The sequence below is a fragment of the Bifidobacterium polysaccharolyticum genome, assembly GCF_016101585.1.
GTDB classification, from domain to species: domain Bacteria; phylum Actinomycetota; class Actinomycetes; order Actinomycetales; family Bifidobacteriaceae; genus Bombiscardovia; species Bombiscardovia polysaccharolytica.
Genome location: NZ_JACFQG010000005.1, coordinates 56,962 through 76,169, shown reverse-complemented (window position 1 = coordinate 76,169; position 19,208 = coordinate 56,962). Strand labels below are relative to the sequence as shown.

Sequence of the window (19,208 nt, the reverse complement as noted above, 5' to 3'; positions counted from 1 at the left end):
GGTGTTTCCACTCACTCACAAGCTACATGAGCTTCGTGCTTTCCATATTCCTCATAAACCAACTGTTCAAGCGGATAACAGGGTTGCGCAGAACCAGACCCAGCAGGAGAGAGGGAACCAGGAAGAGGCAGATGGCACCAATCTCGCGCCAGAATTCCATCCCGTAGACGCCGGCAATGGCCGACTGCATGGCGGCTATCGCGTGAACGAAAGGCAGGAAGGGGTAGACCGCCTGGAAGAAGTCTGGCAGGACCTCCCTGGGGACCGTGCCACCTGAACCGGCCACCTGCATCACCAGCAGGATCACGGCCAGGGCCTTCCCCACGTCGCCGAAGGAGACCACCAGGGTGTAAATCAAGTTCATAAAGACAAAGGCAGCCAGGATACCTACCAGGAGGAAGAGGAGGGGGTGTTCACACTGGATCTTCAGATAGAAGAGGTCACCCAGGCAGACCATGCACCCCTGCAGGATGGCCATGACGGCGAAGACCAGGAACCGTCCGAAATACTCTTGGTAGAGTTTCATTCCGAACCGTCGGGCATTACCAGGTGATTCAGGTCGAAAAGGTCCCCAGGGTTGTTTGCCTTCTTCATCCAGCGCGTCAGCCCGCAGCCAGGATGCCTTCAAAGAGTCCAGGCCCAGGACGCGGGCCTTCTTCCTGTCGGAGATACTCACCGTCATCATGGCAGCCAGGATGGTGGCCCCCACCCAGATGGAAAGGGTGGAATAGAAGGGGGCCATAGACGAGCCATAGTTGGCAATAGGAAAGACGGCCTTGCGCTGGACGGCCACCGGCGAGGTAAGTAGGGAGGCCAGGGTCTCCGCATCCCCGCTGAGCAGCTTGCGCGCATCCGTTGCCTCCTGGCCCTTATCGCTCTGCATCGTATCTGCCAGGTGACCGCTCAGAGCCGTCAATTTACCTGAAGCCTGGCTGAGTTTGTCTGCGACATGATGCAGATGATCCTGAGCCCCTTTGAGGTCTGAAGAAACTGAACTGGACAGGGAGCTGATACCCTGGTTATTGTCATCTAAGTCGTCAAGCAGTCCGCCTGTTTGGCTGACAACGGTATCCACTGAATCAGCTAAGGCCTGCAATTGAGGCCGCAAGGTATCCTGATAATCCTTGGACACCTTATCCACTGACTTCCTGGCCTGAACGATACTTTTCTGCAGGTCCTGGTGACTGGACTGGAGGGAACCACTATTATCCTTGACACTTTGGGAAGCGGCACCCAGTCTGTCAGACAGGTCCTTTTGCGCATCTTGCGCTGAACGCACGTTGGCGATGGCATTGTCCAGCGAAGACAAGAGCTTCTGCTTAGCATCAGGAGTCAGAGCATTGTTAGACTCCACAGATTCTCTGACAGCCTGTAGGTTCTGAATGACCTTGTCATAGCCGGCAGTAGTGTTCGAGACCTGGTCGCTCAAGGTTTGCAACTGATTAGCCACCGCATCTGATTGAAGACCAACATTCCTAAAAGCGTCGTCAACCTGTTTGGCTATAGCGTCATAGGCTGAGCCAGTTTGGTCTAGAGCAGTATTCACTGAATCAGCAGCCCCTGATAGGGCCTTACCAACACTCTTCGTTCCCTTGACACCCTGCCCCAAGGCCTTGCGGGCCTGCGTGATGGATGATCCGGACTGACCAATAATCTTACCTGTCGAGTCCACTAACTGGGCTGAAGAGTCTAAAAGCCCACCGTAGGCGACTACTTGGGCTGAGGCCGTATCCAGGCGACTGGCCATCTCGTTGAGGTGACTTGTAGCTGTATCGAGATACTGCTGGGCCTGTGGACTCTGCGAATATGCGAAAACCTGACTAGCCAGATCAATACCTACCTGACCGACAGTTTTTACAAAGGTGGTGTCAATAGTGCTTGCCACCGTATCCGCCCCCTTCTCGGTTACGGTGGGGGCGATAGCATTCTTCTTTTGATTCAGGTAATACCCCAGCTGGGCATGCTTAATATCGGACGAAAAGAGGGTCATCATGTCTGCGCTGAAATCCTTGGGGATAACGATAGCGGCATAATACTGCCCTGACCGAACCCCATCGAGCGCTGACTCCCGATCCACAAAGTTCCAATCCAGCTGATCGTTGGCCTTGAGGGTATTGGCTACTGTTTCCCCCACATTGATCTTGACCGGGATCAGATCTGACTTGTATCCGGTGTCCATATTGACCACAGCCACCTTGATTGACTTGGCATTACTGTAGGGATCCCAGCTGGCAGCGATGTTAAACCAGGCGTAAAGGGCTGGCACGATGATCAGGCCAATCAGCACGATGACAGCGATGACATTATTGGTGGCATCGAGCACGTCCCGGCGGAAGATCTTCCATATGTTTTTCATGAGTGATCAGCGCTATCAGCAGTCTCGAACTGAGCCCCACCAGGCCGCAGGAGGGAGCGTAGTCCCCCACCTGGTACCTGAGTCATTCCCAGTAAGCTCACGTACCTGTCACAGACGTATTCCACAATGATGAGGTATGCGTCAATCAGCACAATAGAGACGATGCAGAGGGTGAGCATAACAATTTTTGCCTCGACACTAAAGAGAAGGATGAGGAAGAGGAGGGGGAGCAGGGCCAGGGCCAACCCGGTGCGGATCAGACGGGGATAAATTGCCAGGAAACGATGTGCCCGCCGTCGAATAAGGAGCTTGTACTCATTCTCGAAGTCGCCTTCACCCCCTGTACCCAGGAATGCCTTGACCAAGCTGCTTAGGCCGACCGGCCGACCGGCCGACTGGTTCTTCTCCGTCAACATCAAATCGGTAGCACCCAGCCTCCGGTCGAAGAGGGCATTCAGACTGAGCATATATCTGCGAACAACTAAACCAATAAAGAGCGCTACAGGCAGGTACCAGAAGAGCGTGAGCATATCCAGCCAGTAGCGGGAACCATACATGCCTCCGATGGTCTCCCTCATGGCATCAATACTGTGTGTGAATGGGAGCCAGGGGCTCAAATTTCTGAAAAAGCTAGGCATCATTTCTATGGGATACATACCGGCTGAGCCTGGTATCTGCAAGATAACCATAACAACTGCCAGTGCCTTACCAATATGACGGAAGGTGGCAGCTAAGGCATAAATGATATTGATGTAGATAAAGGAAGCGAATACGCCGGTCAACATGAAGAGGGCAGGGTGTTCGCACTGAATGCCCAGTATCAAGTCACCGCCTGTGGCGATTACCGCCTGGAAGAAACCGATGAAGACCAGGAGTAGCCAGCGTCCTAGGTAGGCCTGGGTGGCGTTAAATTTACGCAGCCCCTCCTTGTCCACTTCGAGCTTGTAGATAGCGATGAGGATGAAACCCCCTACCCACAGAGCCAAATTGGTGTAGAAGGGGGAAAGGGAAGAGCCATAATTACGAATGGGATAGAGCGTGTGTGTGGTGAGCGCAACCGGCGATGCCAGAGTCCTGCCAAACGAGTCGGAGTCCAGGTTCAGGGTCTCTTCCAACTTATGCCAGGAGGAGGAGCTACCCAAGGCAGCCACATCTGTACGCACTTTGTCCAAATCAGTGTGTACCCCATCCAGGGAGGTACTTGTGGTGGCAAGTGTAGAGTCAGCCCGGTCCAGGGTGCTGTCAAGTTGGTCGAGGAGGCTCTTGGACTGGGAGACTGTGGTCGTCAGACCATTGAGGGTCCCCTGCAAGGTACCTGTCATCGTGGAAAGACCATCTATGCCGGTGATCAGGTTGGGCATGAGTGTGCCAGTCAGAGCGCTACTGGTCTGGTTTAGCCTGCCTAGTCCAGCCTGGGCAGAACCGGTAATAGCACCACTGAGATCCTTCGTTGCCTGCTTGCCTGCTTGTAGGATTTGCGTCGAATTCTTAGTAAAACCGTCCAAGGCCTTTTTTTGGTTGTCATGCGCGGATTTCAGCTTATTGAGCTGTTCCTGAATACTGTCATACGAGGGGTCTCCCGGCTGAAGACCAGACTGATTTAAGCCGTTTTGCAGGCGGTCAATAGCCTTCCCGCTGTCGTCTACAATCTGGCCCAGGCTGGAGGTAACCTGATCTACCTTATCCTGGGTCGTATTAAAGCCATCCTGCAAGGTTCCAGCAGCCTGACTTACATCACTGGCTGTACCCGCCAACTTCATGGACCCATCTGACAGGGCCTGATTGAGGGCAGTAGAAAATTCTAGGGATCCTGTACGCACAGTGCCCAAATTGGCATCTGTCTCAGACAGGGCCTTCTGAACCGAACTGATCTGCTTATTGAGGGAGTCCAGGGTCTTTTGGGACTCAGCCACCGTTTGCTTAGCCTGGCCTACTGTGTTCTGAATTCGTCCCAGGGAATCTGATATCTCTTGGACATCATCCATGGTCTTACCCAGGTCATCCACTACAGACTGCCGGGTTTGATCAGCTGAACCTTTGGCATCATGATATTTGGTCAGCACCTTATTTGCTAAGGTGTCACTGACCGTGGATATAAAGGTGGAATTGATCTGCTCATCAATCGTAGAAGCTCCAGTATCAGTGACCTTAGGTACCAGGGCATTTTTCTTCTCGTTGACGTAGTAATTCAGTTTTGGTTTGGTATGAGACCCGTTGATAACCCCGATTAAGTCCTGACTAAAGTGTTGGGGAATAATGATAGCTGCGTACGATTCACCTGCATGAACCTGATCAATGGCCACTTGCTGATCATCTATGAATTTCCAGCCTAAGCTGGTGTTCTTGCGCAACTCGTCAGTGACCTCCCTGCCAGCATTGATCCTACCGGTGAGATGAGAATCAGCCCCCCGGTCTAGGTTGACTATAGCCACGGGAATATTGCCTGTGTTGGCATAGGGGTCCCAGAGAGCAATGACATTGAACCAGGCATAGAGTGAGGGCAGAACAGCTACCCCAATAGTGACCACTAAGGCCACTGGGTTGCGCAGTAGGCGCAGGAGATCCCGTGAAAAGATCTGTAAGACAACTTTCACGACCTACTCCACCTCCTGGGTACCTGTATGACCCTGACAGATGAGGCCCTACCTTATTTGGCCCTACCAGTGACAGGACCTTTACTTCCTTACAGTATCGATTATCGTATGTCTACGACAGTGACTGAAGCTGGGACTGCCTAGAGACAGACCAAAAATAGCTGCCCGCCAATGCCTCGCCTGAGTATAGCCATCTTCTCTTACCAGCGAATCCAGTCAGCTGGTCGTGAAGTTGCCCCCTCCCAGAGGGACCGACCCGCACCTGCATCATCGGGAGGGCTCCTCCCCCTAGCTTAGACAAGAACATCCCCTACTCCTGGTACCTATGGCCTGTCAGCCTGTTCCCCCGACCGTATGGTTGCATGGTGCGGCCGCTAGCTCATGTCCGGCTTTCTGGCTCAGGCTCAACAGCACCTGTGAAACCAAAATGGAGAGAGCTACAGCAAAGCCCAGGGGCATGATGGCGGTAATGGGAAGGTGACTGACCTCCATCAGCATGGCCAAGGCCATCAGGGGGGCCTGCTGAGAGGCTGCCAGGAGGGCAGTAGCCCCGATCAGGGCACACTGCCAGACCGGCACTGCCGGTAGAAACCAGGCACCCACCAGGCCCACCCCGGCCCCGAGACTGGCCCCGATGGCTATCGAGGGAGTCAGGGTGCCGCCAGAGGCACCAGAACGGATGGTGGCCACGGTGAATACGGCCTTGACCAAGGCGAAGAGGCAGAGGGTCCCCAGGGCCATGACCAAGGCATGAGCGTCCGTTATGCCCTGCAAAGTCTGGTTCATGGCGGTTTGGGCCATGGAACGACCATTGCCCATGACCTGTGGCATCCAGATGGCAACCAGGCCGGTGAGGATACAGGCGACGGGCAGCTGGAAGAGAATAGGATTGCCCGTGCTCTGGTGCTGTTCGGCCCAGCTGGTCAGCCTGCGGAAGCCGGTTCCCACTAGCCCCATCAGGGGACCTATGAGCAGGCAGAGGCCCATCATCCAGGGAGAAAAAGCCTGGTTAGGGAGGGCATAATAGGTGCCGAAGCCCTTAATGACCCCTCCTACTAGGGTAGCCAGGGCCGACATACCCAAGTTGACCATGACCACCGTGATGCTGACCTGGCCTAGGAGGACCTCGATACCGAAGAAGGCGCCGGTCAGGGGGGCAATGTAGATACCGGCAAACCCGGCGCCGGCGGCAGCTGCAACCAGCATGGTCCGGTCTGCCTTCCGCAGGCCTAGGCGGCCCAGAAGGCGTGTCCAGTAAGTGGCTAGCATGGCCCCGGCCTCCCGGGGGGCCACCTCACGACCGATAGAGCCGCCCGAAGCTACGAGAAAAATCTGTAAGAGCACATGGGTCGCAGTCTGCCAGGCAGGCATATCGGCTCCCCTCACAGCCTTTTTGACAGAGGGAACCGGACGGGTACGGTTGCGCAGCAGCCACCAGAGGATGGCGGTGACCAGACCGGCCAGACTGACCGATATGAACCGGCGCAAGGCAGGGGTCTGGAAGGCCCCGGCCTGATGGGGGGCTTCCACAAAGCCCAACATGAGCTTTTCTGATCCCGCAAAAAAGAGGGAGAGCAGACCTGAGGACAGCCCTACTCCCAGGCCCAGCACCAGAACTGAGATGGCCAGACCCAGCAGTCGTCTGACTGATCCTGTCAGCCGTACTGGAGCCGCACCCGGGCTGCCGACCTGCCCCAGGCCTTGTCGGTCTGCATGCTCCTCTGTATCCTGCTCACTCATCACAGTGCTTAATCTAGCGGATACCCAGACCCAGGGGCTGTAGGGCCGCTAGAGTTATGGAACCCATGGGCGATAAGCCAGGAGTGGAGAGGCTTTCGGCCAAGGTTTGGTACCTAGGCTCTGATGGACTTTTAGATCCGCCTCCTGCTGGCTGGCAACGCCACGCTCATAGCAGTAGGCATGACAGAAGACGGAGTCCACATTTTCATAGGCCTTGGTCAGAACCGTACTCTCCCACTTACCAAAGGTAGGCACGCAGGCACTGGATGAGCCGCGGATCACGAGTTCGAGACCAGGTTCGGCCAGTTTCATAGTTTGGGCTGTCCAGTCCGCTGCTGACGCATATTCTTCTGGACTCATACGGCACACCTGCCAAGGGCCATCCATCTCATAGCTGATACACCATATGGATACGCCCATAGGCTCTGCAATCCCATTGTCTACCTAGCGATAAACCAGGGCTGTACCTACTTACCCGTTGAGATACTCCAGCTCCTCCAGGGCCTCCTTCATTCCCCTGGTCCTTATGCCGACACCCAGCATGATCTTCGCACTAGCCTTACGCGACTAGCAGCAGAAGTCATCAATATCCATCTAGTTGGTTTCCGTTGAATGTCAGCCCGGATCAAGCCTGGACTGGCTGCACCCCTAGGGCCCGGTAAAGGAAGTCCCGCTGGAGGGTCAACAGGTTGCTGGAGACTGTGGGGTCGTTGGTCATGTGGGTGATGCCAGTCAGCGGCAGAACCGTATGGGGGCGTCCAGCCGCCATCAGAGCGTTGGAGAGCCTCAGGGTGTTGGCCACGGAGACATTGTCGTCCGCGAACCCGTGGATCAGCATCAGCGGGCGACGCAGCGAGGGGGCGTCATCAATGATCCCGTTGCGGCGGTAGACGGCCGGGTCCAGACCTAGATAGCGCTCGGTGTAATGGGTGTCGTAAAGAGTCCAGTCCGTGGGCGGGGCACCCGCACAGGCCGCATGGATCCGGTCGGGAGCCCGCAGAACCGATAGGGCCGACAGGAAGCCGCCATAGGACCAGCCGATCATGGCCACATGCCCCAGGTCGGCCTCGGGGGCGAAGTCCGGCAGGGCCTCCAAAGCCTCAAGCTGGTCATCCAGGGTCACCTGAGCCATGTCCTCGAAGATGGCCCGATCCCAGGCAGGACCACGACCAGGCGTTCCCCGGCCGTCGGCGGTCAGGACCAGGAAGCCCTGATCGGCCCACCACTGGGACTCCCAGTAGTAGGACTGGTTAAAGACCACCTGCTGGGCACCTGGCCCGCCGTAGGGCTTGAGCAGGACGGGCAGGCTGTCGGCGCTGGCGTAGGGGCTGGATTCAGAGGGCCTGACGATGGCTGCGAACAGCTCGTGCTGCCCCATGCGCACGAAGTCCACGTTGGGGGTGAACCCGGGATCGCTGCTGGTGTCGGCCAGTACAGCGCTCATAGCCCCCTGGCTATTGATATGACCTGTATCCACGGCCCGACGATCAGGACGATCCTGATGCTCCGGCCGTACAGGTTCGCCAGTCTGCCTAGCGCTGCTGTCAGGGCGAGCTTCGCCCACCAGGCCCAGCCCTTCAGCACCCAGGCGGTCCAGATCCCCATCAGCCCCCAGATAGCAGTGCCGCACCTGTCCTTGCGCCGAAGCCATGGTCCGGCCGCTGACCACGATGCCATGGCCGGCTCGTGAGGCGGACCACACTCCAGGCAGACGGTTGAGCACATGGATGGAGCCGTCATAGCTCAGGCGCATCAAATCGAAACTGCGGGGGTCAGTGGAGACCACCGCCAGCACATCGCGGTCCTCCACAGACAGCACCTGCCGAATCTGGCAACCCGCTGGGGAAAAGACCTTTCCGTCAAGGCGCAGCCGCGTGGTGTCGGCTTCTGTGTCGATGAAGGCATCCACCAGCCCGCCCTGGGGCCGGTATGCCGGCAATCCGGGCACCAGGTCGATCCACTGATCGTTGCTATGCTCCTGCAGCACCATGGTGGACACCTTGGGTGCCGCCTCGGGATCAAGTAGGGTCATATTCCGCCCCGGCTCCAAATCCTGACGGGCATCCGGCACCTGCACATCCAGGATCCTGTCCTCGGTCTGTCGGCGGTTCTGAACCAGCAGCAGGGGCCGATGCCCATCCTGCCAGCGGACCACGGCCATGTACTCGAAGGCCTGATGGTCCCAGTCCACCTCGCCCACCCAGGGGTCGGTGTCATCCTGGCCCAGGAGGACCAGGCTCAGCCCAACACGTGCGTTGGCAGTCAGAGCCTGGGGATACCGCCGGGCGCGCGGCCCGACCTGGGGATTGGCCGGATCGCTGATGTACCAGATCGGCTCATCGGAGGAATCAGTGTGTTCGACCAGCAGAGCCCGGGAATCCGGCGACCACCAGAACCCCTGGTAGCGATCCATCTCCTCGCCGGCCACGAACTCGGCCAGCCCCAGCTGCATCCGATCATCAGTGCCGGGGCGCAGGGCCAGGACAGCCCGTTCATGATCCTGCTCGGCACCCTGCCCGATGGTGACCACCATTAGCCGGTCGCCAGTCGTATAGGCCACCATGGTGCCGTCCGGGCTGATGGCGGGATTAAGCACAGCCGAATCACTGTCTTCCAAGCTCAGAGCCCGTGTGGAGGCGGTGAGACCATCAGGGGCTATCAGCGAAAGCCAGAGCCGACCACCCAGGGCAAAGACCACCCGATCCCCGGCAGCATCCACGCTGTAATCGACAATGCCCTCGCCGCCTTCTCGCGAGCGCTCCCTGCGGGCCAGCTCGGCGGCTGGCACCTCTTCCTGGTCCGCATCCTCCAGCAGAGCCCTGGGATCAGCCAAGAGCACCTCATGGTGTCGGCCTTCCTGGTCAAAGACGGACAGCCAGAGCCCGGTCACCAGGTCCTCAGGCCCGTCGGAGCGCAGGAAGACGGCGCGTGAACCGTCTCCCACCGCCAGGGCCGACCGCGGCGCACCCAACGTAAACCGCAGGGTCCGGGCCTTGGCCCGCGGATATGCCTCCATCGCCCGATCCACCTCTTCGGCCATGCTCGCTCCTCGAATATCTCTGACATGATCCCCATGACCATGCGTCTGCCACGATGATAAGCGCCCAAGCGCCAAAGGGGAATTCGATCAGCCTCAATACCGATGTCTCATCCTGACGGTCGCGGTCCGTTCGAACCCGTTCATTGGAGAAATTGCAAGCATCCGACCACTCATTACCCCCTTCCGGCAGGGTCACGTACTATGAAAGGGTTATATGGAAAGGGATGACTATGAGCGTTCTCGATCGTTTCGAGAAGAGCGTGGAAGGCGCCGTTAACGGTGTCTTCTCGAAGTTCGGCTCCAAGGACCTGCAGCCCGTCGACCTGTCGAGCGCCCTCGAGCGTGAGATAGACTCACAGGCCATGCCCGTTGGTCGCGACCGCACCGTGGCGCCCAACGAGTATCGATTCAGACTATCCACCCCGGACTTCGACCGCATCGAGCAGTGGGGTTCGGAGGCTCTGGCCAACGAGCTGGCAGACAATCTGACCAAGTACGCCGAAAGCCAGCACTATGCCTTCGTCGGTCCGGTCGTGGTCATATTCGAAGAGGACCTCAACCTGAACAAGGGTGACTTCCACCTGTCTGCCGAGTCGGTTCAGGGCAACGCGGCGCCCGTTACCACTCCCGAAGAGTCCAAGGACTGCCCGGTTCTGGAGATCAACGGCCGCCAGTACCTGCTGACCGCCCCCATCACCACCATCGGCCGTGGATCCTCCTGCGACATCGTCATCGACGACGCAGGCATCTCCCGCCGACATCTCCAGATCGAGATCACCGACAAGGGCGTGGTAGCCCGCGATCTGGGGTCCACCAACGGCACCTATGTAGAGGGACATCAGGTTCCCGCGGCCACCCTGCTGGACGGCAATACCATCACCATCGGCCGTACCCGCATCCTCTACTGGGCATCGTCGCAGGAACAGGATTCGTAAGTCGCCCAGACCTTGAAGTAAGGTCGAATCATTATGCTGACTGAACTGACATTCGCCATCCTCAAATACGGATTCCTGGCTCTGCTATGGGTATTCGTCTGGCTGGCCGTCCGTTCACTCCGCAAAGACATCGAGACCTTCAGCCCCAAGACTTCCCATACCCGTCGACGCAGTGAACGCGCAGCCCAGCGCAAGCTGCCGGCGGCCGCCAGATCCGTGCCTATCGCCCCAGTCAGCAAGACAGAGCACGCGAACAACGAACCCTCCCTGCTGGTGGTCATCGACGGACCTCTGGCCGGCTCCTCCACGCCGCTGTCCGGGCGTCCCATCACCCTGGGCCGCTCCTCCTCGAACACCTTGGTGCTGGACGACGAGTTCGTCTCCGGCCATCATGCGCGGGTCTACCAGGATCCTGCATCAGGCCGATGGGCCATCGAGGATCTTGGGTCCACCAATGGCACCGTCGTCTCGGGGCAGAGAATCACAGCTCCGACAATCCTACCGGCGGAGGTTCCTGTACGCATCGGAGCCACCACCTTTGAGTTGAGGTAGCCGCCCATGACCAGGAACGATGCGAGCCAAAAGCTGTTCCTCTACTCCACGGCGGTTTCAGACGTGGGGTACGTGCGCAGCAACAACCAGGATTCGGCCTTCGCCGGCGAGCGCCTGGTGGCCATGTGCGACGGCATGGGCGGCCACGCAGGCGGGGATACGGCCTCGACCATAGCCATCCGATCCCTGGCCCACATCGAACGCGACGACCGGGAACAGGACGTGCAGTCCCTGGCTCGGATGATGGAGACCTCGGTCATCGCGGCCCATGACGCCATCGTGGGCAAGGCCAAGCGCGAACACCGGCTGTCAGGCATGGGCACCACGGTCACGGCCCTGGCTCTGGCCAACGACTCCTGGGTGCTGGCCCATATCGGGGACTCCCGGGGTTACCTCCTGCGGGAGGGCAAGCTGATCCGGATGACCCAGGACCACTCCTACGTGCAGCACCTGATCGACACCGGCCGCATCTCCCCGGCCGAGGCCCGCAACCATCCTCAGCGCAACGTGGTCATGCGGGTCCTGGGGGACTTCGACATCGACCCCCGCCCGGACATCTCCATTTCCAAGGCCCTTCCAGCAGACCGCTGGATGATCTGCTCGGATGGTCTCTGCGGCGTTCTGGAGGACTCGACCATCGCCGAAGTGCTGTCCTCGGTCTCGGACCAGGCGGAGTGCGCCCAGCAGCTGGTCACCTTCGCCCTGAAGGCCGGAAGCACCGACAACGTGACCGTGGTCATCGCCGATGCCACGCTGGCCCTGGACGCCGATGCCTTCGACCTGCCCCATCAGACTCCTCTGGTCGGTGGCGCAGCCAGCTCCAACCTGGAGGCCCTGGCCGACATCCTGGATGAGCCCGTAGCGGCCGCACCGCGCCTGCGTGACGAGTCCCGGGAGTCCCCCGCCAAGCGGGCCGCCGACCTGGCCCAGGACCGGGACGCCGACAAGCAGGAGGACGAGGATGGCGACGGCCGCACCGCCCAGCCCTCGGCTGCCCGCGAGGAGAGCGGCGAACGGCATGTGCCCGACACCAGCGAGATCCCCATCGTCCACAAGAAGGACGGCTCAGACTCTGCCGATCCCTACGATCCAGATGTGGCCGACGCCATCCACAAGGAGCACCTGGAGCAGCGCAAACGCCAGCGCGCCCGGCATCGGCGGATTCGGCTGATCCTGGCCGGCATCATCACCCTGGTGATCCTTGCCCTGGCCGGAGGCACGGCGGCTGCCTATCGTTGGAGCCAGGAACAGTACTACCTGGGCACGGACCAGGGCCGTGTGGTCATCTACCAGGGCGTGCCCACCAAGGCCTTCACCCTCTCGCTGTCCCACCCAGTGCAGACCACGGACATCGCCGTCAAGGGGCTTCCCCAGTCCTGGCGTGACCAACTGGAAGAGGGCATCACCGTCTCCAGCATGGATGACGCCAAGGAGCACGCCCGTCTGATCCGGAAGGAGGCCGGCGACCTCAAACGTGAGCAGGCCAAGGAAGCCAAGGACGAATCCGGCCAGGCGACGACTTCCCCCTCAGCCTCGCCCTCACCGTCGAAAACCGACCAGAGCGGGCGGCAGCAATCATGATCATCACCCGTCTGCGCCGCATAGGCCTTCTGCTCTTCTCCCTGCTGGTGGGGTTCATCGGATTCTTCCAGATGTTCGCCCGTGCGGCGGGCCGCTTCCCCGGTGACTACGCAGCCCTGCTGGCGGTCACCGCCGCCCTCTTCATCGCCCTCTGGGTCCTGCTGGAGATTTTTCAGCCTTACGGTAGCCAGGCCATCCTGCCCAGCATTGTCATCCTGAGCTCCCTGGGCATAACCCTGATCACCCGCATAGATCTGCGCAACGCCCGGATTGGCCAGCCTACACGAGTGGGCTTCACCCAGCTGATCTGGCTGTGTCTGGCCCTGGTCCTGTGCGGGCTGCTGGTGGTGCTGCTCAGGGACTATAGGCTGCTGCGCCGCTTCTCCTATGTGAGTATGGTGGTGGGCCTGGTCCTGCTCCTATCGCCCATGCTTCCTGGCATCGGCCGCGAGATCGGCGGCGCCCGCATCTGGATAGGCATAGGGTCTCACACCCTGCAGCCCGGCGAATTCGCCAAGCTCTTCCTGGCCTTCTTCTTCGCCGCCTACCTGTTCGACCACCGAGACCAGCTAGCCGTGGGCGGCAAGAAGTTCCTGGGCATGCGGCTGCCCCGAATCAAGGACTTTGGCCCCATTATCATCGTCTGGCTTATTTCGCTGGCCGTCCTGGTCATCCAGCATGATCTGGGCACCTCGCTGATGTACTTCGCCATGTTCGTCTCCATGCTTTATGTGGCTACCGGCCGCACCAGCTGGATCGCCATAGGCGCGGTCTTCTTCGTCATCGGGGCTGTGGCCGCCTCCATGATCTTCGCCCATGTGGGTGCCCGTGTGGACGCCTGGCTGCACCCCTTCAGCGATGCTGAATTTAGCAAGGCCTTCGGTGGGTCCGGCCAGCTGGTGCGCGGCATCTTCGGCCTGGCCGCCGGCGGGCTGACAGGCACCGGCCTGGGCCAGGGACGCCCCTGGATCACCCCCCTGGCCAACTCCGACTTCATCTACACATCGGTGGGCGAGGAGCTGGGACTGAGCGGCCTGCTGGTGGTCCTGGCCCTCTACCTGGTCATCGTGGCCTCGGGCATGATCACGGCCATGAAGATCAAGGATGGCTTCGGCAAGCTCCTGGCCTCCGGCCTGGTCTTCACCATGGCCTTCCAGGTCTTCACTGTGGTGGGCGGCATCACCCTGGTCATCCCCCTGACCGGACTGACCATGCCCTACATGGCGGCGGGCGGCTCCAGTCTGGTGGCCAACTGCATCCTGGCCGTCCTGTTGATCATCATCTCCAACGCGGCCAACAAGCCTGCGCCGGAGGTCAGCTCGGACACCTTCAAGTACGAGGCTCTGGCCGTCCTGCGCCAGCAGGAGACCAGCAAGCGCAACAGCCAGGACGACTCGGACCCCGACTCAGATTCTGACGACCAAGAGTCCCATGATCGTCATGCCGGGCCGATCGAGCAGACCGACCAGGACGAGGAGACCGACCTGCCAGCCACCGGCCGCATCCCCGTCCGTCAGGTCCGAGGAGGTGGACAGTGAACAAGGCCTTGCGTCAACTCTTCAACGCCGTCATCGTCCTCTTCGTCATCCTGGGGCTTTCCAGCTCCATCATCATGGTGATCCGGGCGGAGAGCCTTAACTCGGACCCCCGCAATCTGCGTGCCCTGTACCACGAGTATGCGGCACCCAGGGGGGCCATCCTGACCTCGGACGGCGCCGTCATGGCCCAGTCCGACCCCATCAACGACTCCTTCCAGTACCAGCGGCACTACCACAAGGGGCCCGTCTACTCGCCCATCACCGGCTACTACTCCATCACCAGCCCGGCAGACCGAGGAATCGAGGCCTCGCGCGACCGTCTGCTGAGCGGGCAGTCGGACAGCCTGTGGATGGACCGGGTCAAGTCCCTCTTCACCGGCACCCAGAACAAGGGCGCCTCCATCGAGACCTCCATCAATCCCAAGATGCAGGAGGCCGCCTACGCCATGCTGGGCAACTTGTCCGGTTCGGTGGTGGCCATCGAGCCCTCCACAGGCCGCATCCTGACCATGGTCAGCACACCGAGCTACAACCCCGAAGACCTGACCGCCCACGACAGCGGCGATGCCTCCCAGGCCTACCAGAAGCTGGCCTCCCGTTCCGACAACCCCATGCTCAACCGGGCCACCTCGCAGCTGTATCCGCCCGGGTCCACCTTCAAGGTGGTTGTGGCCGCCGCCGCCCTGGAGTCCGGCCAGTATCACCCCGATAGCCAACTGCCGGCCGGGGCCTCATACACATTGCCCGGCACCAACTACAATCTGACCAACACCACTACAGCGGCCGGCGGGGTCAACGGGAAGATCAGCCTGGAGAATGCCCTGGCCTACTCATCCAACACGGCCTTCTCCCAGCTAGGGGTCGCCCTGGGCGGCAAGACGCTGGCAGCGCAGGCACGCAAGTTCGGCTACGGCTCCACCATCACCCTGGACGGGACCACCTCCACAGGACGGCCCATGAAGGCCGTGGCCTCCAAATTCCCCGAGGACCAGTCCCAGGACCGGATCGCCCTGGCTTCCATCGGCCAGGGAGACACCCTATCCACCCCACTCCAGGCTGCCATGACGGTCGCCGCCGTGGCCAACGGCGGCAAGCTCATGCAACCGACCCTGGTGGACCGGGTGCGCTCAAGCGACCTCAGCGTCATCAGTGAGACAACGCCCTCGGTCTACTCACAGGCCTTCTCATCGGACACCGCCAAGGCCCTGACCACCATGATGGAGGCAGTAACCACCAAGAGCTACCCGGAGCTTGAGATTCCAGGAGTGCAGGTGGCCTCCAAGTCCGGCACAGCTCAGATCGGCACGGGCAATACGGCAAATGACGGGTGGATGGTAGGATTCGCTCCGGCCGACAAACCCAAGGTAGCCGTAGCCGTCGTGGTGCATGGAATCTCCTCCTATGGCATAGACATTGCCGGACCGATTATGAAACGCATCATGCAGGAGGCTGCCAAGTGAAACTGGTACAAGGACAGCTCATCCATAGACGGTACCGTCTGGACCGTCGCCTGGCCCAAGGGGGCATGGGCGAAGTCTGGAAGGGCTATGACATCGAACTGGGACGAGTTGTGGCCATCAAGGCCCTGCGCGAGGATCTGACCAACGAGGAGTCCAAGCTGCTGCGGCTGCGGGCCGAGGCGCACAATTCCGCCAACCTGGCCCACCCCAACATCGCCGCCCTCTTCGAGTACTACGAGCACGACGGCATCGGATTTCTGATCATGGAATACGTGCCCAGCCAATCCCTGGCAGACATCTATCGGGACCGGGGCGCCCTGGACCCCATCGAGCTGCTGCCCATCCTGATACAGACGGCCCGAGGGCTCTACGTGGCCCACTCCCACGGGGTCATCCACCGGGACGTCAAGCCGGCCAACATCATGGTCTCCGACACCGGCGAGGTCAAGATCACCGATTTCGGGGTCTCCTACTCCACCAACCAGGGGCAGATCACCCAGGACGGCATGGTGGTGGGCACAGCCCAGTACATCTCGCCCGAGCAGGCCCAGGGCCTCCAGGCCACCCCCCAGTCCGACATCTACTCCCTGGGTGTGGTGGCCTACGAGGGGCTCTGCGGGCACCGGCCCTTCACCGGCGCCACCCCGGTGGACATCGCCGCAGCACACGTCAACGACCCTGTGCCGCCACTGCCCGACTCAGTGGACAACCAACTCATGAACTTCGTCATGTCCATGCTGGCCAAGGACCCGCGAGACCGCCCGGCGAATGCCCTGGTGGTCTCGCACACGCTGGCCAGGATCGAGCAGCGGCTGCTGGACCAGCAGCTGGGCGAGACGGAGGTCATCGACCCGCGCGCACCCATGCCTCGACGCATTGTGAGCAGGCCACACGCGGCAAAAGACATCTTCAGGCCCTTCTGGGGGCACTATGGAGAAGGAAGCGCACAGCGCGGCCTTGAAGCGACGAACGGAGGGGATACCCTATGAGCATCACACTGCCGCCGTCCCTAGCGGACGGACGTTACCGTCTGGGACAGCTGATCGGACGCGGTGGCATGGCCGAGGTCCACAAGGCTGTGGACACGCGTCTGGGAAGGACGGTCGCGGTCAAGATCATGCGGTCCGATCTGGCCAACGACGAGGTCTTCCTATCGCGGTTCCGGCGGGAAGCTCACTCGGTCGCCCTGCTCAACAACCCCAACATCGTCTCCATCTACGACTCGGGCGAGGAGATACTGACCGACGACCAGGGCAACCATGAGCGGGTGCCCTACCTGGTCATGGAGTACGTCAAGGGGCAGACCCTGAGGTCCATCCTCAAGGAGAACGGGGCCCTGAGCCAGCGCGACAGCGAGCAGGTCATGCTGGGCATGCTAAGCGCCCTGGACTACTCCCACCACATGGGGGTCATCCACCGGGACATCAAGCCCGGCAACATCATGATCTCGGAGCAGGGCATCGTCAAGGTCATGGACTTCGGCATCGCCCGGGCCATGGACGATTCGGCCGCCACGATGACCCAGTCCCAGGGCGTGGTGGGCACGGCCCAGTACCTGAGCCCCGAACAGGCCCGCGGCGAGAGCGTGGACATGCGTTCCGACCTCTACTCGGCCGGCTGCGTCCTCTACGAGATGCTGACCGGACGGCCGCCCTTCAACGGGGATTCGGCCGTGGCCATCGCCTACCAGCATGTCACCGAGGTGGCCACCCCGCCAAGCACCATCGTGCCTGGCCTGCCGAAGATGTGGGATTCCATCTGCGCCAAGGCCATGGCCAAGGATCGTCAGAACCGGTACGCCACGGCCGCCGCCTTCAAGAGCGACATCCTGGCCTTCATGAATGGCGGGACCCCGGTGGCTGCCGCCTTCAACCCGCTGACCGACCTGGCCAACGTCAAGGCCCGCAAGGATGCCGAGCAGGGCACCGAAACGGCCACCATGCCGCTGACCGAAGAGGAGACGGCCGCCACCCAGGCCTTCAACCCTGTTCAGGACCCACTCAATCCGGCCGCTGCCACCGATCTCGCCACAGCTGAGCGCACGGCCACCAAGGCGGCCCAGCAGAAGTCCAAACGGCGCAAGAAGATCATCATCGCCGCTATCGTGGCAGCCTTGCTTCTGGTGGCCGCCGGACTCGGCGTGACCTATATGAGCCGAAACCGCCATCAGATGGCCGAGGTACCCACCATCAATGCTCAGATGTCGCGAATTCTCGCCCGTGAGAAGGTCACCGCCGCAGGCTTCAATTACCAGGAGAAGGAGGACCATGACTCGGCCGAGCCCAAGGGGACCTTCACCAAGCAGAGCCCCAAGGGCGGAAGCATGGCTCCCAAAGGCTCCACAGTGACCGTCTGGTTCTCCTCCGGACCCAAGGATACGGCCATTCCCGACGTCAAGGGCATGAATCAGCAGGAGGCTCGCAGAACCCTGGAGAAGGCCGGATTCAAGGCCTCTCCCGCCGCCTCGGTAGAAGACAGCCAAGACGTGCCCAAGGACCATGTGACCCGCACGGATCCCGCCGCCGGCCAGAGCGTGGCCAAAGGAACCAGCATCCTGCTCTACATCTCCTCGGGCATGACCAAGGTGCCTGACCTGTCTGGCAAGAGCAAGGACGACGCGACCAAGACCCTGCAGAGTCTGCACTTCAACATCACCATCCACGAGCAGGCCTCCAACACCGTGGCCAAGGACGTGGTCATCAGCACCGACCCGGCTGCCGGATCCTCCATCCAGCAGGGAGCCATGATTACAGTCACCGTCAGCAGCGGCATGAAGCTGGGTTACTACATCGACATGACCCTGGGCGAAGCCAAGCGCAACCTGGGCCAGGGGGTCAACATCAAGGTCAACGGCCCCAACAACGACAACGCCGTGGTCACCGGCCAGGATCCCACCTCAGGCGCCTCCTTCGACAAGTCCAAGGACACCATCACCCTGACCACGGCTATCAGCGTCCCAGTCATCGCCCCGGGCGAGACCTTGGGCAGCTACCGGCAGAAGCTGACCAACAGCGGTGTCAGCGCCGACAGAATCACTTCTGTCGGCAAGGACACGGACAAGGTGACCGCTGTAAGTCCCGGAGCCGGCAGCAAGGTGGACGACAACACCCCCATAACTGTGACCACCGTCAGCTCCACCAACTGATCGTATGACCCGGCGGCCACAGCCTTGCCGCCGGGTCATATAGTTGGGTCATAAAGAGCCAGGCAGAGTGAATACGGGATGAATTAGAGCGATGGCTATTAGTCCGCGTCATTAGGCTGAGAACCGAGACTTTCGGTCACAAACATCAGTCATGACTTCTGCTGACAGACCAGAGCTCCAAGCGTTAAACGCCAGGACCCATCAACCAATCCATAATGGTTGACCCATAACTGCCGGACTGGCCGCTTGCCAAGTCGCGTCGCCAGA

At 60.5% G+C, this 19,208-nt stretch carries 12 protein-coding genes; 7 read left to right on the top strand and 5 right to left on the bottom strand.

The window, feature by feature from the left end; genetic code table 11:
* Window positions 1–22: 22 nt before the first annotated feature.
* From H3T90_RS08415 to H3T90_RS08395, 5 genes are all read right to left on the bottom strand, one after another.
* Entirely contained in the window at window positions 23–2,356 is a 2,334-nt protein-coding gene (locus H3T90_RS08415; protein ID WP_198230225.1) for a YhgE/Pip domain-containing protein, read from the bottom strand.
* Window positions 2,353–4,950: a YhgE/Pip domain-containing protein gene (locus H3T90_RS08410; RefSeq protein WP_121913216.1), complete on the bottom strand. Its 2,598-nt coding sequence runs from the start codon at window positions 4,948–4,950 to the stop codon at window positions 2,353–2,355. The genes H3T90_RS08415 and H3T90_RS08410 overlap by 4 nt, the downstream gene beginning before the upstream one ends.
* 333 nt (window positions 4,951–5,283) lie before the next feature.
* Window positions 5,284–6,690: a chloride channel protein gene (locus tag H3T90_RS08405; RefSeq protein ID WP_198230224.1), complete on the bottom strand. Its 1,407-nt coding sequence runs from the start codon at window positions 6,688–6,690 to the stop codon at window positions 5,284–5,286.
* 54 nt (window positions 6,691–6,744) lie between these two features.
* On the bottom strand, window positions 6,745–7,050 hold the full coding sequence (locus tag H3T90_RS09130) for a hypothetical protein (protein WP_144178607.1): 306 nt from the start codon (window positions 7,048–7,050) through the stop codon (window positions 6,745–6,747).
* 265 nt (window positions 7,051–7,315) lie between these two features.
* Window positions 7,316–9,730: a S9 family peptidase gene (locus tag H3T90_RS08395; RefSeq protein WP_198230223.1), complete on the bottom strand. Its 2,415-nt coding sequence runs from the start codon at window positions 9,728–9,730 to the stop codon at window positions 7,316–7,318.
* A gap of 230 nt (window positions 9,731–9,960) precedes the next feature.
* On the opposite strand from H3T90_RS08395, the gene H3T90_RS08390 reads away from it, so the two are divergent.
* The 7 genes from H3T90_RS08390 to pknB are packed head-to-tail and all read left to right on the top strand — an operon-like array spanning window position 9,961 to window position 18,941.
* Window positions 9,961–10,665 (top strand): FHA domain-containing protein, encoded by a 705-nt coding sequence (locus tag H3T90_RS08390; protein WP_015021121.1) that lies wholly within the window; start codon window positions 9,961–9,963, stop codon window positions 10,663–10,665.
* A gap of 36 nt (window positions 10,666–10,701) precedes the next feature.
* Window positions 10,702–11,217, top strand: coding sequence for an FHA domain-containing protein FhaB/FipA (locus H3T90_RS08385; RefSeq protein ID WP_390895326.1), 516 nt, complete (start codon window positions 10,702–10,704; stop codon window positions 11,215–11,217).
* 6 nt (window positions 11,218–11,223) lie between these two features.
* On the top strand, window positions 11,224–12,798 hold the full coding sequence (locus tag H3T90_RS08380) for a PP2C family protein-serine/threonine phosphatase (RefSeq protein WP_198207715.1): 1,575 nt from the start codon (window positions 11,224–11,226) through the stop codon (window positions 12,796–12,798).
* The gene (locus H3T90_RS08375; protein ID WP_198191662.1) at window positions 12,795–14,336 is read left to right on the top strand and encodes an FtsW/RodA/SpoVE family cell cycle protein; all 1,542 of its coding nucleotides are present in this window, start codon (window positions 12,795–12,797) and stop codon (window positions 14,334–14,336) included. Before H3T90_RS08380 ends, H3T90_RS08375 begins: the two co-directional genes overlap by 4 nt.
* The gene (locus tag H3T90_RS08370) at window positions 14,333–15,796 is read left to right on the top strand and encodes a peptidoglycan D,D-transpeptidase FtsI family protein (RefSeq protein WP_121913223.1); all 1,464 of its coding nucleotides are present in this window, start codon (window positions 14,333–14,335) and stop codon (window positions 15,794–15,796) included. Before H3T90_RS08375 ends, H3T90_RS08370 begins: the two co-directional genes overlap by 4 nt.
* Window positions 15,793–16,785, top strand: coding sequence for a serine/threonine-protein kinase (locus H3T90_RS08365; RefSeq protein WP_046322149.1), 993 nt, complete (start codon window positions 15,793–15,795; stop codon window positions 16,783–16,785). The genes H3T90_RS08370 and H3T90_RS08365 overlap by 4 nt, the downstream gene beginning before the upstream one ends.
* Complete coding sequence (gene pknB / locus H3T90_RS08360) at window positions 16,782–18,941, top strand: Stk1 family PASTA domain-containing Ser/Thr kinase (RefSeq protein WP_121913224.1); 2,160 nt, start codon at window positions 16,782–16,784, stop codon at window positions 18,939–18,941. The genes H3T90_RS08365 and pknB overlap by 4 nt, the downstream gene beginning before the upstream one ends.
* The last annotated feature ends 267 nt before the right edge of the window (window positions 18,942–19,208 follow it).

What these genes read in the sequence shown, in the direction of transcription:
- pknB (WP_121913224.1), top strand. Translation starts at nt 16,782, where the DNA reads ATGAGCATCACACTGCCGCCGTCCCTAGCGGACGGACGTTACCGTCTG.
- H3T90_RS08375 (WP_198191662.1), top strand. Translation starts at nt 12,795, where the DNA reads ATGATCATCACCCGTCTGCGCCGCATAGGCCTTCTGCTCTTCTCCCTG.
- H3T90_RS08415 (WP_198230225.1), bottom strand. Translation starts at nt 2,356, where the DNA reads ATGAAAAACATATGGAAGATCTTCCGCCGGGACGTGCTCGATGCCACC.
- H3T90_RS09130 (WP_144178607.1), bottom strand. Translation starts at nt 7,050, where the DNA reads ATGAGTCCAGAAGAATATGCGTCAGCAGCGGACTGGACAGCCCAAACT.
- H3T90_RS08390 (WP_015021121.1), top strand. Translation starts at nt 9,961, where the DNA reads ATGAGCGTTCTCGATCGTTTCGAGAAGAGCGTGGAAGGCGCCGTTAAC.
- H3T90_RS08405 (WP_198230224.1), bottom strand. Translation starts at nt 6,690, where the DNA reads ATGAGTGAGCAGGATACAGAGGAGCATGCAGACCGACAAGGCCTGGGG.
- H3T90_RS08395 (WP_198230223.1), bottom strand. Translation starts at nt 9,730, where the DNA reads ATGGCCGAAGAGGTGGATCGGGCGATGGAGGCATATCCGCGGGCCAAG.
- H3T90_RS08380 (WP_198207715.1), top strand. Translation starts at nt 11,224, where the DNA reads ATGACCAGGAACGATGCGAGCCAAAAGCTGTTCCTCTACTCCACGGCG.